This window comes from Formosa bonchosmolovskayae, assembly GCF_051016085.1.
Lineage (GTDB): Bacteria > Bacteroidota > Bacteroidia > Flavobacteriales > Flavobacteriaceae > Formosa.
The window spans coordinates 590,666-605,025 of record NZ_CP174605.1 but is presented as its reverse complement, the minus strand read 5'-3'; the positions used below and the strand labels follow the sequence as shown (position 1 = coordinate 605,025).

Annotated in this window: 15 protein-coding genes; 3 read left to right on the top strand and 12 right to left on the bottom strand. The window is 34.9% G+C overall.

The genetic code is table 11. The features are described from left to right. The 5 genes from mrdA to purH are packed head-to-tail and all read right to left on the bottom strand — an operon-like array spanning position 1 to position 5,869. Positions 1 to 1,923: a penicillin-binding protein 2 gene (gene mrdA / locus ACKC83_RS02515; RefSeq protein ID WP_434036918.1), complete on the bottom strand. Its 1,923-nt coding sequence runs from the start codon at positions 1,921 to 1,923 to the stop codon at positions 1 to 3. Continuing rightward, positions 1,920 to 2,426 (bottom strand): rod shape-determining protein MreD, encoded by a 507-nt coding sequence (locus tag ACKC83_RS02510; protein ID WP_414036771.1) that lies wholly within the window; start codon positions 2,424 to 2,426, stop codon positions 1,920 to 1,922. Before ACKC83_RS02510 ends, mrdA begins: the two co-directional genes overlap by 4 nt. Then, positions 2,416 to 3,240, bottom strand: a complete 825-nt coding sequence (mreC, locus tag ACKC83_RS02505; protein WP_434036917.1) for a rod shape-determining protein MreC — start codon at positions 3,238 to 3,240, stop codon at positions 2,416 to 2,418. Before mreC ends, ACKC83_RS02510 begins: the two co-directional genes overlap by 11 nt. Before the next feature lie 9 nt (positions 3,241 to 3,249). Then, positions 3,250 to 4,278, bottom strand: a complete 1,029-nt coding sequence (locus ACKC83_RS02500) for a rod shape-determining protein (RefSeq protein WP_382382681.1) — start codon at positions 4,276 to 4,278, stop codon at positions 3,250 to 3,252. A gap of 58 nt (positions 4,279 to 4,336) precedes the next feature. Then, the gene (gene purH / locus ACKC83_RS02495) at positions 4,337 to 5,869 is read right to left on the bottom strand and encodes a bifunctional phosphoribosylaminoimidazolecarboxamide formyltransferase/IMP cyclohydrolase (protein WP_434036916.1); all 1,533 of its coding nucleotides are present in this window, start codon (positions 5,867 to 5,869) and stop codon (positions 4,337 to 4,339) included. 152 nt (positions 5,870 to 6,021) lie between these two features. Between purH and ACKC83_RS02490 the strand changes: the two genes are divergently transcribed. After that, on the top strand, positions 6,022 to 7,272 hold the full coding sequence (locus tag ACKC83_RS02490; protein WP_414036774.1) for an ABC transporter permease: 1,251 nt from the start codon (positions 6,022 to 6,024) through the stop codon (positions 7,270 to 7,272). A gap of 118 nt (positions 7,273 to 7,390) precedes the next feature. Here the strand turns inward: ACKC83_RS02490 and ACKC83_RS02485 are convergent, their stop codons facing one another. Continuing rightward, entirely contained in the window at positions 7,391 to 7,849 is a 459-nt protein-coding gene (locus ACKC83_RS02485) for a GAF domain-containing protein (RefSeq protein WP_434036915.1), read from the bottom strand. An 88-nt stretch (positions 7,850 to 7,937) separates the two neighbouring features. Between ACKC83_RS02485 and xrtF the strand changes: the two genes are divergently transcribed. Next, complete coding sequence (xrtF, locus tag ACKC83_RS02480) at positions 7,938 to 8,504, top strand: exosortase family protein XrtF (RefSeq protein ID WP_434036914.1); 567 nt, start codon at positions 7,938 to 7,940, stop codon at positions 8,502 to 8,504. Beyond that, entirely contained in the window at positions 8,482 to 8,919 is a 438-nt protein-coding gene (locus ACKC83_RS02475; RefSeq protein ID WP_434036913.1) for an exosortase F system-associated membrane protein, read from the top strand. The genes xrtF and ACKC83_RS02475 overlap by 23 nt, the downstream gene beginning before the upstream one ends. Positions 8,920 to 8,989: 70 nt before the next feature. Here the strand turns inward: ACKC83_RS02475 and groL are convergent, their stop codons facing one another. From groL to ACKC83_RS02445, 6 genes are all read right to left on the bottom strand, one after another. After that, positions 8,990 to 10,618 (bottom strand): chaperonin GroEL, encoded by a 1,629-nt coding sequence (gene groL, locus ACKC83_RS02470; RefSeq protein ID WP_414036778.1) that lies wholly within the window; start codon positions 10,616 to 10,618, stop codon positions 8,990 to 8,992. A 119-nt stretch (positions 10,619 to 10,737) separates the two neighbouring features. Then, the gene (locus ACKC83_RS02465) at positions 10,738 to 11,016 is read right to left on the bottom strand and encodes a co-chaperone GroES (protein WP_038526936.1); all 279 of its coding nucleotides are present in this window, start codon (positions 11,014 to 11,016) and stop codon (positions 10,738 to 10,740) included. 149 nt (positions 11,017 to 11,165) lie between these two features. Beyond that, positions 11,166 to 11,519 carry a preprotein translocase subunit SecG gene (gene secG / locus ACKC83_RS02460; protein ID WP_414036779.1) on the bottom strand — a complete coding sequence of 118 codons (354 nt, stop codon included), beginning with the start codon at positions 11,517 to 11,519 and terminating at the stop codon, positions 11,166 to 11,168. Then, complete coding sequence (locus ACKC83_RS02455) at positions 11,519 to 12,547, bottom strand: hypothetical protein (RefSeq protein WP_434036912.1); 1,029 nt, start codon at positions 12,545 to 12,547, stop codon at positions 11,519 to 11,521. The genes secG and ACKC83_RS02455 overlap by 1 nt, the downstream gene beginning before the upstream one ends. 2 nt (positions 12,548 to 12,549) lie before the next feature. Next, positions 12,550 to 13,056, bottom strand: a complete 507-nt coding sequence (locus ACKC83_RS02450; protein WP_414036781.1) for an LptE family protein — start codon at positions 13,054 to 13,056, stop codon at positions 12,550 to 12,552. 3 nt (positions 13,057 to 13,059) lie between these two features. Beyond that, positions 13,060 to 14,331 carry a sigma 54-interacting transcriptional regulator gene (locus ACKC83_RS02445; protein WP_434036911.1) on the bottom strand — a complete coding sequence of 424 codons (1,272 nt, stop codon included), beginning with the start codon at positions 14,329 to 14,331 and terminating at the stop codon, positions 13,060 to 13,062. Positions 14,332 to 14,360 lie beyond the last annotated feature (29 nt).

Sequence of the window (14,360 nt, the reverse complement as noted above, 5' to 3'; positions counted from 1 at the left end):
CTAGGATTTAGGTGGAAGTAAGTGATCTTGATTTTTTAAATCGCGTTCTACAGTTTCTAAAGTTGTCCCTCGATTTATTTTGAATGGCTCGCCAGAATATGGTTTTTGGTATTCGTGCTCTAAACTATGCGTTAAAATCCAATCTTCCATATCGGTCCTTGTAATTGTACCGCGTAAATATTTTTCGACCATTAAACTCGCTATTCTACCTGCAAATCTTCCTCCCCAATATCCATTTTCTACAAAAACAGCAATCGCAATTTTAGGATCGTCTTTAGGTGCAAAAGCAATAAAAATAGAGTGATCTGTAAGTTGTGTTTTTACGCCATCAATTTTTGTAAAGTTTTCGGCCGTTCCTGTTTTTCCGCATATTTCGATACCCTCAACTTGTAATCGAGAAGCGGTACCTTTATTGTATACATCATACATTCCCTGAACTACAGGTTCAAAATTCTTTTTGTCTATAGTAGTGTGTCTTGGTGTTGTAAAATGCGCGTCTATTTCCTGACCTTCTATAGATTTTATTATGTGAGGCGTGTAAAAATAACCACGGTTAGCAATGGCCGCAACCATGTTAGCTAACTGGATTGGCGTAGCCTCAATTTCACCTTGTCCAATAGCATTAGAAAGCGTAAAGGTGGTGCGCCATCTGTTTTTACCATACCATTTATCGTAAAAATCTCCACTAGGAATTCGTCCTGGGCTACCAATTTTAAGGTCGTACCCCAAGTAGTCTCCTAATCCGAAACTAGTCACGTGTTTATTCCAAACATTCATTCCTTCGTAAGGCGTATCGTATTTTTCAATTATTCTGCGGTATACATTGGCAAAATAGGCATTGCACGATTCGTAAATCCCCATATTCATCGCTAAAGGACTGGCGTGAGCGTGGCAACCCATTTTCCTGTTTCCGTAACTATACCCGTGATTACAAGTGAATTTTTCTTCTGTAGTGACAACACCTTCTTGTAATCCAATAAGTGCATTTAATACTTTAAATGGTGAACCTGGAGGATATTGTGCTAATAAACCTCTATCGTATAGAGGTTTTGCAATGGAATCTCTGTAAAGTTTTGTAAAGTTTTGAGAGCGTTTTCTTCCTACCAAAGAATTCGGGTCGTAAGTGGGGGCCGAAATCATAGTTAAAATTTCACCTGTACTAGGTTCTATGGCTATAATTCCACCATGCTTATTTTGCATTAATTGCTCGCCATAAGCTTGTAAGGTTGCATCGATGGTGATTTTAATATCTTTACCAGGATCTGGTAAGGTATCGAATTTACCATCTTTATACGGACCAATATTTTTATTAAACCTGTTCTTTTGAATGAATTTAATTCCTTTCTTACCTCTTAATTCTTCTTCGTAAGACAATTCAATACCTTGCTTACCAATTAAATCCCCCATTTTATAATAGGGATGTTTGTTAATAATGGCATTATTTACTTCTCCAATATCACCTAAAACATTTGCTCCAATTGAAGCTTCATAATGACGAAGAGAGCGTTTCTGTATGTAGAAACCTTCAAATTTTCTCATTTTTTCTTGAAGAACGGCATAGTCTTCTTTAGATAAATGAGATACAAAAACAGAAGGTAATCGTGGCGAATAGTGGTACGCCTTTTTATATGTTTTTATGAATTTCTCTTTGTCAATTTTTAATAAGTTGCAAAATTCAATAGTGTCTAATGCTTTTACCTCACGCGGAATCACCATGACGTCGTAAGACGATTGGTTAGATACTAAGAGCGTACCGTTCCTGTCGTAAACAAAGCCTCGTTTTGGATAATCGTAAACTTTACGGATAGCGTTATCATCGTATAAATTATTTGCCGGCGAGCTATAGATTTGAAGATAGAATAACCGAGAAATAAATACGAGTCCAACCGTAATTATGGTAAAAAATAATAAAAATTGCCTCATTTAGTACGTTTGCTGAAAATAATAGTAACTATAATACACAGAAGAATGGTAAAGATACTAGAAAATAACGTCTTTTGGAGTGTTAAAAGTATATCAGAAAAGTTAAAAACTTCTAAAAGAAAAAGGATTAAATGATGTATAATCGTTAGGATACTTATATACATAAGTTTAGAGCCAAAATCTACATTGTTGAACTTTATGGTTTGGTGTTCGTAAACGGTTCCAAAAGACCATTTTAAAACTATTGGTCTTAAATAGGCTATCGTTACACAAGCGGCGGCATTAATACCTCCAGAATCTGAAAAGATATCGACTAAAATACCAAGTAAAAAACTAAGTAATAAAAATACGATACGGTCGTTTTTTATCGGATAAAGTACGATAAATAAAATGTAGATATACGGGTTAATGTATCCTAAAAAATTAATATGATTTAGAATAACAACCTGCACGAATACAAGTAAAATAAACCTAAAAACTTGAGATATAACGCTACTGTTCATTGGATAGATTTAGTATGTTATTAATCTCGGGTGCATCTAAATGTTCTATAATGTACGCATGTTCAATATTTGTCATATCGTTAAACAAGGTTACATTTATTTCATAATTATTTTCGGCAGCGTCTAAGTTATAGCTTTCAATGGTTCCTACTTGAATACCTTTAGGAAAGATTACAGAACGTCCAGAGGTTACAATGGTGTCTCCAATTTCTATTGGGGCAATTTTAGGAATATCGATAAGTTGAACCGTTTTTGGGGATCTTCCGTCCCAAGTTAGAGTTCCGAAATGATTTGTTTTTTTAAGTTGCGCGCTAATTTTACTTTTGGAGTTTAAAATAGAAATAACCGTAGCATAATTGTTGCTTGTTTTATCTACAATTCCAAGAATTCCTTTAGGGGTAATTAAACCAAAATCTTGTTGTACACTATCGTTAAGCCCTTTATCTATTAACAAGATATTAGTTGTTGCCGAATAGCTGTTTTTAATAACACGCACCGGTCTGAACAAGTAGGTACCATTAAAACTTGTGGTATCTACAAAGTCCTCCTCGATGGATAAGTGATGATTTTGAAGCCGATTTCGAAGTCTTGCATTCTCCTCAGATAAATTTTCGTTTTGCGTTTTTAAATCTAAATACTGATTGATATTATTTAAACGCGTATAAATTCCGCCGCTTAAAAAATTAGCAGAATTTATAAATTTACTTTTATGATAGGAATGCGTTTGTATTGTCAAAAACACAGACAATGAAAACAGCAGCAAATACAACAAAAAGTTTTTGTTACGTATTATAAAGTTTAAAATTTGCTGCATGCTTTAAAGCTATTTTATCAAGACGCTCTTAAATTTAGGTAAGTTTTTTAGTGTAATTCCAGTACCACGTACAACGGCACGTAACGGATCTTCTGCAATGTAAACAGGTAAGTCTGTTTTTTGAGACAGACGCTTGTCTAAACCACGTAACATAGATCCTCCACCTGCTAAGTAGATTCCTGTATTGTAAATATCGGCTGCTAATTCTGGAGGTGTTTGTGATAAGGTTTCCATTACAGCATCTTCAATTCTAAGAATAGATTTGTCTAATGCTTTAGCGATTTCACGATAAGAAATTTGCACTTGTTTTGGTTTACCGGTAAGTAAATCACGCCCTTGAACACTCATGTCGTCTGGCGGAATTTCTAAATCTTCGGTAGCTGCACCAATTTGGATTTTAATTTTTTCGGCAGTACGCTCACCAACATATAAGTTGTGTTGCGTACGCATATAATATATAATATCGTTTGTAAAGACATCTCCAGCAATTTTTACCGATTTGTCGCAAACAATACCACCTAAAGCAATTACTGCAATTTCGGTAGTACCACCACCTATATCTACAATCATGTTACCTTTAGGTTGCATAATATCTACACCAATACCTATGGCCGCAGCCATAGGTTCGTGTATTAAATAAACTTCTTTACCGTTAACACGCTCACAAGATTCTTTTACTGCTCGCATCTCTACTTCGGTAATACCGGATGGAATACAAACAACCATGCGAAGCGCTGGTGTAAACATTTTTTTCTTTAAAGCAGGAATGTTTTTTATAAACAAACTTATCATTTGTTCGGACGCATCAAAATCTGCAATTACACCATCTTTAAGCGGGCGAATTGTTTTAATGTTTTCGTGCGTCTTTCCTTGCATCATACTCGCTTCTTTACCAACGGCAATGATTTTACCGCTAACGCGATCGCGAGCAACTATTGAAGGACTATCCACTACAACTTTATCGTTATGGATTATAAGTGTATTGGCTGTTCCTAAGTCAATAGCTATTTCTTCTGTAAGGAAGTCAAAAAATCCCATGCGTTATATGTCTTTTTTTGCTTTAATTAAAAAATTGGGTGTCGTAAAAGTAATGAAATTAATGTTTGAAATGACGTGTACCTGTAAATACCATAGATACGTTGTTATCATTACAATAATCGATACTTAATTGATCTTTAATAGAACCACCTGGCTGAATAACAGCAGTAATTCCTGCATTTTTTGCAATCTCTACACAATCAGGGAAAGGGAAAAAAGCATCACTTGCCATAACCGCACCTTTTAAATCGAAGTTAAAAGATTGTGCTTTGTGTATGGCTTGGTTAAGTGCATCTACACGGCTTGTTTGTCCTGTTCCACTAGCACATAATTGTCCACCTTTAACTAATACAATAGTATTAGATTTGGTGTGCTTACATATTTTAGAAGCAAAGATTAAATCATTTAACTCGCTATCGGTAGGATTATTGTTTGTCGCTTTAGATAAATCTTCTAAACGATCTGTAATGTTGTTTGTGTCTTGAACTAAAACACCGTTAAGACAAGATCTTACGCTTGTTTTAGGCATTTCGATATCGTGAAGAATTAAAAGGATTCTGTTTTTCTTTCCTTTTAAAAGTGCAAGAGCATCTTCGCTAAAAGATGGTGCGATTACAACTTCACAAAATAAAGTATGAATATCTTCGGCAGTAGCTAAATCTATTTCTGTGTTAGAAATTAAAACACCACCAAAAGCAGAAACAGGGTCTCCTGCAAGAGCATCTGTATAAGCCTCACTTAAAGTATCGCGTTGTGCAACACCACAAGCATTATTATGTTTTAAAATGGCAAACGTAGGTTTGTCACCTTTAAATTCGTTAATTAAATTCACAGCAGCATCAACATCCAAAAGGTTATTGTAGCTTAATTCTTTACCGTGAAGTTTGGTGAAAATTTCATCAAATTTTCCGAAGAAAAATCCTCTTTGGTGTGGGTTTTCCCCATAACGTAACACATGACCGTTTTGTTCACTAATTTTTAATACTGTGTCTTCGTCATTTTGGTTGAAGTAATTAAAAATTGCAGAATCGTAATGAGACGATACGTTGAAAGATTTTCTTGCGAAATCTTTTCTTTGCTCTAAAGTAAGTGTTCCGTTTTGCTCAGAAATAAGTTCTAGAAACGAAGCATATTCATTTACAGAAGATACACAAACTACATCTTTATAATTTTTTGCAGCGGCACGAATTAATGAAATTCCACCGATATCAATTTTTTCAATTATATCTTGTTCACTAGCACCAGAAGCAACTGTATCTTCAAACGGATATAAATCAACAATAACTAAATCTATTTGAGGGATTTCAAATTCTGCTAATTCAGCAACATCCTGCTCATTATCTTGACGGTTTAAAATACCACCAAAAACTTTTGGATGTAATGTTTTTACACGTCCTCCTAAAATAGAAGGGTAAGATGTTACGTCCTCTACAGGTACAACGTCTATTCCTAAATCGTTTATAAAAGCCTGTGTACCACCAGTAGAATACATGGTTACACCTAGTTCGTTTAACTTTTTAATAATAGGTTCTAAACCATCTTTGCTAAAAACTGAAATTAATGCAGATTTGATTGTTTTCTCGTTACTCATTAGTGTTGTGTTATATTAATGCGCAAAAGTACGGATTTACATTAAAAAATATATAGTTTGTTTACTGTTTTGTTTTTATTTTTTTTGTAACAAATCTATAATTAAAACGTCCTATCTTTAAAATCTCAAATTTTTAATAAAAGCACTTCTAAATGATCTTGTATTTCAGACTTTTTAAAGAAAGTTTTGCGTTTGCTATAAATGCTTTACGAAATAATAAATTAAGAACATTCTTGTCTTTGTTGGGGGTGACTATTGGAATATTTTCAATTATTGCGGTATTGGCAGCAGTCGACTCTCTGGATCAAAGTATTAAAAGTCAGTTGTCTGGTTTAGACAAAAACACCATATACTTAACTAAATTTTCTTTCGGACCAACAGAAGTGCCAAGGTGGCAACGCGATAGTTATCCGCAAACAGAAAATGCCGATTATGAGTTTGTGAATCGAAATATTCCAAATATTAAGTCGAGTGCCTATATTATTTTTGGAAATTCTGAAACCATAAAATACCAGGATAACACAATTACCAATGTAAATGTATCGCCAGGGTCTTATGGTATTTACGATATTGAAGATTTAAAAATTGGTAAAGGCCGGTTTTATACCGAATCAGAATCGTCTACCGGTGCACCAGTTATTGTAATAGGAGCAGAGCTGTCCGATAATATATTTGATAACGAAGAGCCTATTGGTAAGCAAATACGTATTTACGGACGAAAAGTAACAGTTATTGGTGTGCTTAAAAAAGTAGGTGCTTCACTATTTGATTCGCCAGACGAAAAAGCCTATTTGCCCTCTAATTTTGTTAGGCAATTTACCAACGGAGGTTCCGATGGTATTCCTGGAGCTGTTGTGATTAAGCCTGAACCTGGCGTAGATATAGAAGCTTTCGAGCAAGTATTAAGACAGCGTTTTAGAGCATATAGAGGATTAAAAGCCGATGAGCCTGATAATTTTTTTATAAATAAACTCTCAGGAATGACCGATGCTATAGATAATATTATTGGTGTTATGAATTTGGCCGGTTGGATTATTAGTGGATTCTCCCTGCTTGTGGGTGGCTTTGGAATCGCAAATATTATGTTTGTTAGTGTAAAAGAGCGTACCAACCTTATCGGAATACAGAAATCGTTAGGGGCAAAAAACAGATTTATATTGTTTCAGTTTTTATTCGAAGCTATTATTCTTGCTGTTATTGGTGGACTAATTGGTCTAACCTTTGTGTGGATTGTAGCCCTAATTGCCTCTCAGGTAGTCGATGATTTTGAGTTTATTTTATCGTTTTGGAATATGTTTATTGGGTTCTCTCTATCTACATTAATAGGACTTATCTCTGGAGTGTTGCCTGCTATTTCAGCTTCTAAATTAGACCCTGTAGAAGCGATAAGAACAGGAATGTAGCGATTGCAAGATTAATCTCAGTTCCCTGTTGAAGCATATAGTTTAATACAAAAAAAATCTCGACATCCTTCTTTTAGAATGAGGTCGAGATTTTTTTTATGATATATATTACGGACTATTACACGAGTATCTTTGCGACCTCTGCGCAAACAAACTCTAGGAAGCGCTCGTCTTCATCTGTAAACGGATCTGGTGTATTCGAGTCTATATCTATTTGTCCAACATTCTCGCCATTAACAAAAAGAGGCACAACAATTTCGGCTTTTACCGTAATACTGCAAGCGATGTAATTGTCTTGAGCGGCCACATCTGGAACCACAAAGTTTTCGTTACTTACTGCTACTTGTCCGCAAATACCTTTCCCAAACGGAATAATGGTATGGTCTGTAGGTGCGCCTACATAAGGTCCTAGCTTCAGTTCGTTTTTGTCGCCATTTTTAAAATAGAATCCTACCCAGTTATAATAATCGACATGTTTTTCTAAAATTTCGCAAACAGCTAATAAGCGCTCGTCTACAGTATTATTAGTATTAGAAAGAATAGTTTCAACTTGCGGTTTTAAAGATGCTAAAGACATAGTTTTATTTTTTTTGTAAAAGTATTTAAAATGCGACGATTTTGGAACTTCATTTTTATAAATTTAACACCATAAATATTTAGACCTCTTGCTTAAGTTATTTAAAACATATAGACCTGTAATTCGCTTTATTCTGACATTCTTAATCAGTTATTTTGTGATGGCTATGGGGTATAAATGGTATTTAGATTATTCTAAAACCACTAGCTTTCAGCCGGACTATATAACATATTATGTGGCGGAACAGTCTCAAGCATTTTTAAATGTAATAGGTTACCATGCTAAAATCGAATTGCATGCAGGAGAACCTTGGGTGCGTTTATTGTTTAATGGTGATTATATTGTTAGAATAATTGAAGGTTGTAATGCTGTAAGTGTTATTATACTTTTTATTGCATTTATAGTGTCGTTTGCATCCTCGCTAAAGAATACGTTATTGTTTGTAGTAGCAGGGAGTCTTATTATTTATATCGCCAACATCTTGCGAATAGGTGTGTTAACTATAGGTTTGTACTATTACCCGGAGTTGGAACATTTATTACACGGGGTAATTTTTCCGTTAATTATTTATGGAATGGTATTTATGTTGTGGGTAATTTGGGTGAACTATTTTGTTAAACAAAAAAAAGAGCATGTACCAAGTAAAGCGTTATAGTTTAATCTTTATCTTGATTCTTGGTTTGGTGTTAATCCGAGCTTTTGAGGCTAGATTGTTTTACGATCCGTTTTTAGAGTTCTTTAAAAATGATTATTTGTATAGTGACGCGCCAGTTTTTGAAACTATTAAATTAATAGCATTTACAACGTTAAGATACGTTTTAAATACAGTGTTGTCGTTAGGGATAATTTATGTTGTTTTTAAAGATCGAGGGATTTTAAAATTTTCGGCCATGTTATTTGCGGTTGCCTACGCCATTCTAATATTACTATTTTTATACCTGATTAATAACGCAGAACAGAATAACTATTTTATTTTGTTTAATATTCGTCGTTTTTTAATTCAGCCTATACTCTTGTTGTTATTGCTTCCAGCCTTTTATTATCAGAAGCAACTTAAAAAAGATATTTAAAGAATTTACATCATAAAAAAAACCGAAGCCTTAAGACTTCGGTTTTTAGTGTTATGTGATGTTTTTTAGATTACATCATACCTGGCATACCACCACCCATTGGAGGCATAGCAGGAGCATCTTCTTTAATATCGATTAATGCACATTCTGTAGTTAGGATCATTCCTGCAACAGAAGCCGCATTTTCTAATGCGATACGTGTTACTTTTTTAGGATCTATAATACCTGCAACAAGCATATCTACATACGTTTCTGTTTTAGCGTCGTAACCAAAGTTACCTTCACCTTCTAACACTTTAGAAACAACAACACTTCCTTCTCCACCAGCATTTTCAACAATGGTTCTTAAAGGCGCTTCGATAGCACGTGCTACAATTTGGATTCCTGTAGTTTCGTCTAAGTTTTCAGTCATAATCGCTGCAAGAACAGCTTTAGCTCTAACTAAGGCAACACCACCACCGGCAACAATACCTTCTTCTACAGCAGCTCGCGTTGCATGTAAAGCATCGTCTACACGGTCTTTTTTCTCTTTCATTTCAACTTCACTTGCAGCACCAACATAAAGTACAGCTACACCACCTGCTAATTTAGCAAGACGTTCTTGAAGTTTTTCTTTATCGTAATCACTAGTAGTAGATTCGATTTGAGATTTAATCTGATTTACACGATTTTTAATCATTTCAGAATCTCCAGCACCATTAACAACTGTAGTGTTGTCTTTATCGATAGTGATACGTTCTGCAGTTCCTAACATATCGATAGTTGTATTTTCTAAAGTAAATCCTCTTTCTTCAGAAATTACAGTACCACCCGTTAAGATGGCGATATCTTCTAACATCGCTTTACGTCTGTCTCCAAAACCAGGCGCTTTAACCGCTGCGATTTTAAGAGAACCACGTAATTTATTTACTACTAATGTTGCAAGCGCTTCTCCGTCTACATCTTCAGCAATAATTAATAAAGGCTTACCTGATTGAGCAACTGGCTCAAGTACTGGTAATAAATCCTTCATTGTAGATACTTTTTTATCGTATAATAAGATGTAAGGATTATCTAAGTCCGTGATCATTTTTTCGCTATCTGTAACGAAATAAGGCGATAAGTATCCTCTGTCAAACTGCATACCTTCAACAACATCTACATATGTATCTGTTCCTTTAGCTTCTTCTACAGTGATAACACCTTCTTTACCAACTTTACCAAATGCAAGAGCAATTAAATCTCCAATTACATCATCGTTGTTAGCCGAAATAGCAGCAACTTGTTTAATTTTATCTGAAGAATCTCCAACCGTTTGTGTTTGTTTAGCAAGGTCTGCAACGATAGCTTCAACAGCTTTATCGATACCACGTTTTAAATCCATTGGATTTGCACCTGCAGCAACATTTTTAAGTCCTTCTTTAACGATAGCTTGAGCTAAAACAGTAGCGGTAGTTGTACCGTCTCCTGCTAAGTCGTTAGTCTTAGAAGCTACTTCTTTTACCATTTGCGCCCCCATGTTTTCAAGCGCGTCTTCTAATTCGATTTCTTTAGCTACAGAAACACCATCTTTAGTTACCACTGGTGCCCCGAAAGAACGTCCAATAATTACGTTACGACCTTTTGGTCCTAATGTTACTTTTACTGCATTCGCTAAAGCGTCTACACCACGTTTTAAACCGTCACGTGCTTCAATATCAAATTTAATATCTTTTGCCATTTTTATAATATTTTTCTATAAACATTAGTTTTTAAGCTATTTGCTCTAAACTGTCTTGCTTACTATTGATTTTTGTAATAATTTTTTGTTGGATTTCCCTATCGTAGGAAAATTAAAAATTAGATAATTGCCATGATGTCTTCTTCACGCATCATTAAATAATCTGTTCCTTCTAATTTCAATTCAGAACCAGAGTATTTACCGTAAAGTACAGTGTCTCCAATTTTTACAGTAAGTGGTTCATCTTTTTTACCTGTGCCAATAGCAACAACGGTACCTTTGTGTTGTTTCTCTTGAGCTGAATCTGGAATAAATAATCCTGATGCTGTTTGAGTTTCTGCAGGAAGTGGTTCTACAAGAACGCGATCTGCAAGTGGTCTGATGTTTACTTTACTCATTTTATTATATGATTTTAATTAGTTTATATTTTATGTGTAAATACATTCGAAAATTGTGCCAATTCGAGGGGTATGACAAACTTTCAGTAACAAAAAATGCCAACTGTAAAAGTTGGCATTTTAATATTATAAATAGGAGTCGTTTTTTGTTACTCAGCAGCGTCTTCTGTTGGATCAACGGGTAAAGTTGCTGGTGCCGCTGGAGCAGTAGGTAATGGTTGAGACATAGATTCTGTGTCTAACGCTTTAGATTCTAAAGTTCCTGTTCCTCTGTTTATTGCAACATTAGAAAGTAAGATTAAAACTAACATTAACGCTGATAATGTCCATGTACTTTTATCTAAAAAGTCGGTAGTTTTCTTTACACCACCAATTTGTTGAGAACCACCTCCTCCAAAAGAAGAAGATAATCCACCTCCCTTAGGGTTTTGTACCATAATTACTACGATTAATAAAAATGCTACTACTACGATTAGGACTAAAAATATTGTAAACGTACTCATTAGGATTTCTTATTTTGTTCTTGTATTTGTTTTATTGCTTTAATTCGGTCAGCAAAGAAACCACTTTTTTCTGGATATTTCAAACTTAATATATTATAAGATTGAATTGCTTTTTTGTAATTTTTTTGTTCTACATAAATTCTAGCTAATGTCTCGGTCATTAATGCTTCTGGTTGCATGAGATGAGAATCGGCTAAATTTAATGAGGTTCCTGCAGATTTTTTAGGATCTATTTTAGGATTTGTTGATATAAATTTATCAATTAAAGCAAACTTTTTAGCCTGCTCCGGAGTTGGCGTTTTTGCAATTTCTGGCTCGCGTGGTGGTTGTTTCTTCTCCGGTTTTGTTTCTGCTTTAGGCTCAGTCGTGTTGGGTGTCGTTCTGTTTACAGGAGTAAATGTGGTAAGCTTTAACCACTCGTTAAACGAATGCGTTTCATCCGTGTTAAAGTCTAATGGTTTTCCCAGTTCCAAAACTTTTTCTGGAGACGATTTCTGATCTTCCGTTTCCGTCTTTTCTTCGGCTTCTGTGTCGACTTCTATATGGTCTTCTTTTACAGTGTCTTCTTTTATCGCTTCAGAAGGGTCTTCTGTAAAATGGACAAGTTTAGCAGGTTTTATCTTTGGCTGAAATAATTCAGGATCTAAAACGCCTTCGGTTTCATCTATATGTTGTGTAAGCACATTGTCTATAGACGTCTTTTTATTTACAGAAATATCTTCAACATCAACTTCAATATCGTTTAAATGCGATGTGTTTTGTTTTATAAAATGAGAAATCTCATTTTGAACAAATGCCTTCGAAGTAATAAAGTCGAATAAAATACTACGATCTGTGGTATAGGCTGCCGTTGTTTTTAATTCCTGATTGTATGTAATACTTTCCTTTTTCTTAAGTGCTTTTAAGAATAAGGCACGCGCGGGCTGAAAGTATGGAAACTCATTTATAATGGTTTTCAGATCTTCTGCTTGTTCAGACTGTAAAGCTTCCGGATACTGTAATATATGTGTAAATTCGGTGCTTTTCATTGTTACCATTGCGCTAAAGACGCGTTAAAAATATCTTGAGTTAAACGTTCGAAAATTTCATCGATGGCAGTAACTTTTTGTGTTCCTACTAACTGAGAGGTTCCTGCATAATCATAAAAGAATGAGAAGCGTTTTTCGAACTCAGACTCTTCGTCTTGTTTATTATAAAACCGAACATTAACCGAAATGGTTAATCGGTTTTGTGCTGCAGTATTATCGGCAGTTGCTGTGGTTGGAGAAATTCTATATTCTGTAATTTCGCCTTCGTAAACCAAATCGCCATTAGACTTTACAAGTGAAAGATTGGTTTGGTTTAAAAGCAAATCGGTTAATGCATTGGTAAAATCTAGATCTAAACCCGGTTCGATTAAAGTGGAATTATTTTGAAAATAATTTACTTGAAATGTTTTTGTATTTGCATTTACTTTTGCTCCAGTAAAAGAATATACTCCACAGGCCGTTACGCTAATAGAGACTAAAAATAATATAAAGTAGTGTTTTAAAGCCATAATCTATAAGTCGTACTGTTTTATTTTTCTGTATAAGGTGCGCTCGCTAATACCTAATTCGGCAGCGGCTAATTTACGTTTTCCCTGATGACGTTCCAACGATTTTTTAATCAACTCTAATTCTTTGTCTTGTAGGGATAGCGTTTCTTCTTCCTGAATTTCTTCAGCAAAATGGTATTTGTCTAAGGCACTCATGTTGCTAGTATCTACCAAAGACGTAGAGCTTGGTTCTGGGATAGAAAGAATTTCTAAATCGTCTTCGGTGTCGTCGTATTCGGCATCCGATTCGTTACCGTATATTTTCTGTATAAGGCCTTCGTTATTCTTTTGTACATCTTTATCGTTACCGTGTTTCATTAACTCTGCAGTTAATTTTTTAAGATCGCTTAAATCTGCTTTCATGTCGAATAATACTTTATAAAGTATTTCACGCTCGCTACTAAAATCGGATTCCGATTTGGTATTCGAGATTACAGCCGGTAAGTTGGAAGTTGCATTAGGTAAATAGCCACGAATGGTTTGGCCGGTTATGGTTCTGTTTTCTTCTAAAACCGAAATTTGTTCTGCTACGTTTCTTAACTGTCGAATGTTACCACTCCATCTAAATTTTAATAATTCCAGTGTGGCTTCATCTGTTAATTTAATGGTAGGCATTTTATATTTTAAGGCGAAATCACTAGCAAATTTTCTAAAAAGCAGATGAATATCTTCAGAACGATCTCGTAGAGGAGGCAAGTGAATTTCTACAGTGCTTAATCTGTAGTATAAGTCTTCTCTAAACTTTTCTTTTTTTATGGCTTCAAACATATTAACGTTTGTGGCCGCAACGATACGCACATTTGTTTTCTGTACCTGACTAGAACCTACTTTTAGAAACTCTCCGTTTTCTAATACACGTAATAAACGTACTTGGGTGGTAAGCGGTAATTCTCCAACTTCGTCTAAAAAAATTGTCCCGCCATCGGCAACTTCAAAATAACCAGAACGTGTTTGTGTCGCTCCAGTAAATGCGCCTTTTTCGTGACCGAAAAGTTCACTGTCTATTGTGCCTTCCGGAATCGCACCACAGTTTACTGCAATATATTTACCGTGTTTTCTATGAGATAGCTGATGAATAATTTTCGGAATACTTTCTTTTCCAACCCCACTTTCTCCAGTAACCAGGACCGAAATATCTGTAGGCGCAACTTGTATCGCTTTTTCTATGGCGCGATTAAGTTTTTGGTTGTTACCAATAATTCCGAAACGTTGTTTTATAGCTTGAACTGATTCCATTTGGTAATTAAGTTTTAGGTCTTAGTTTT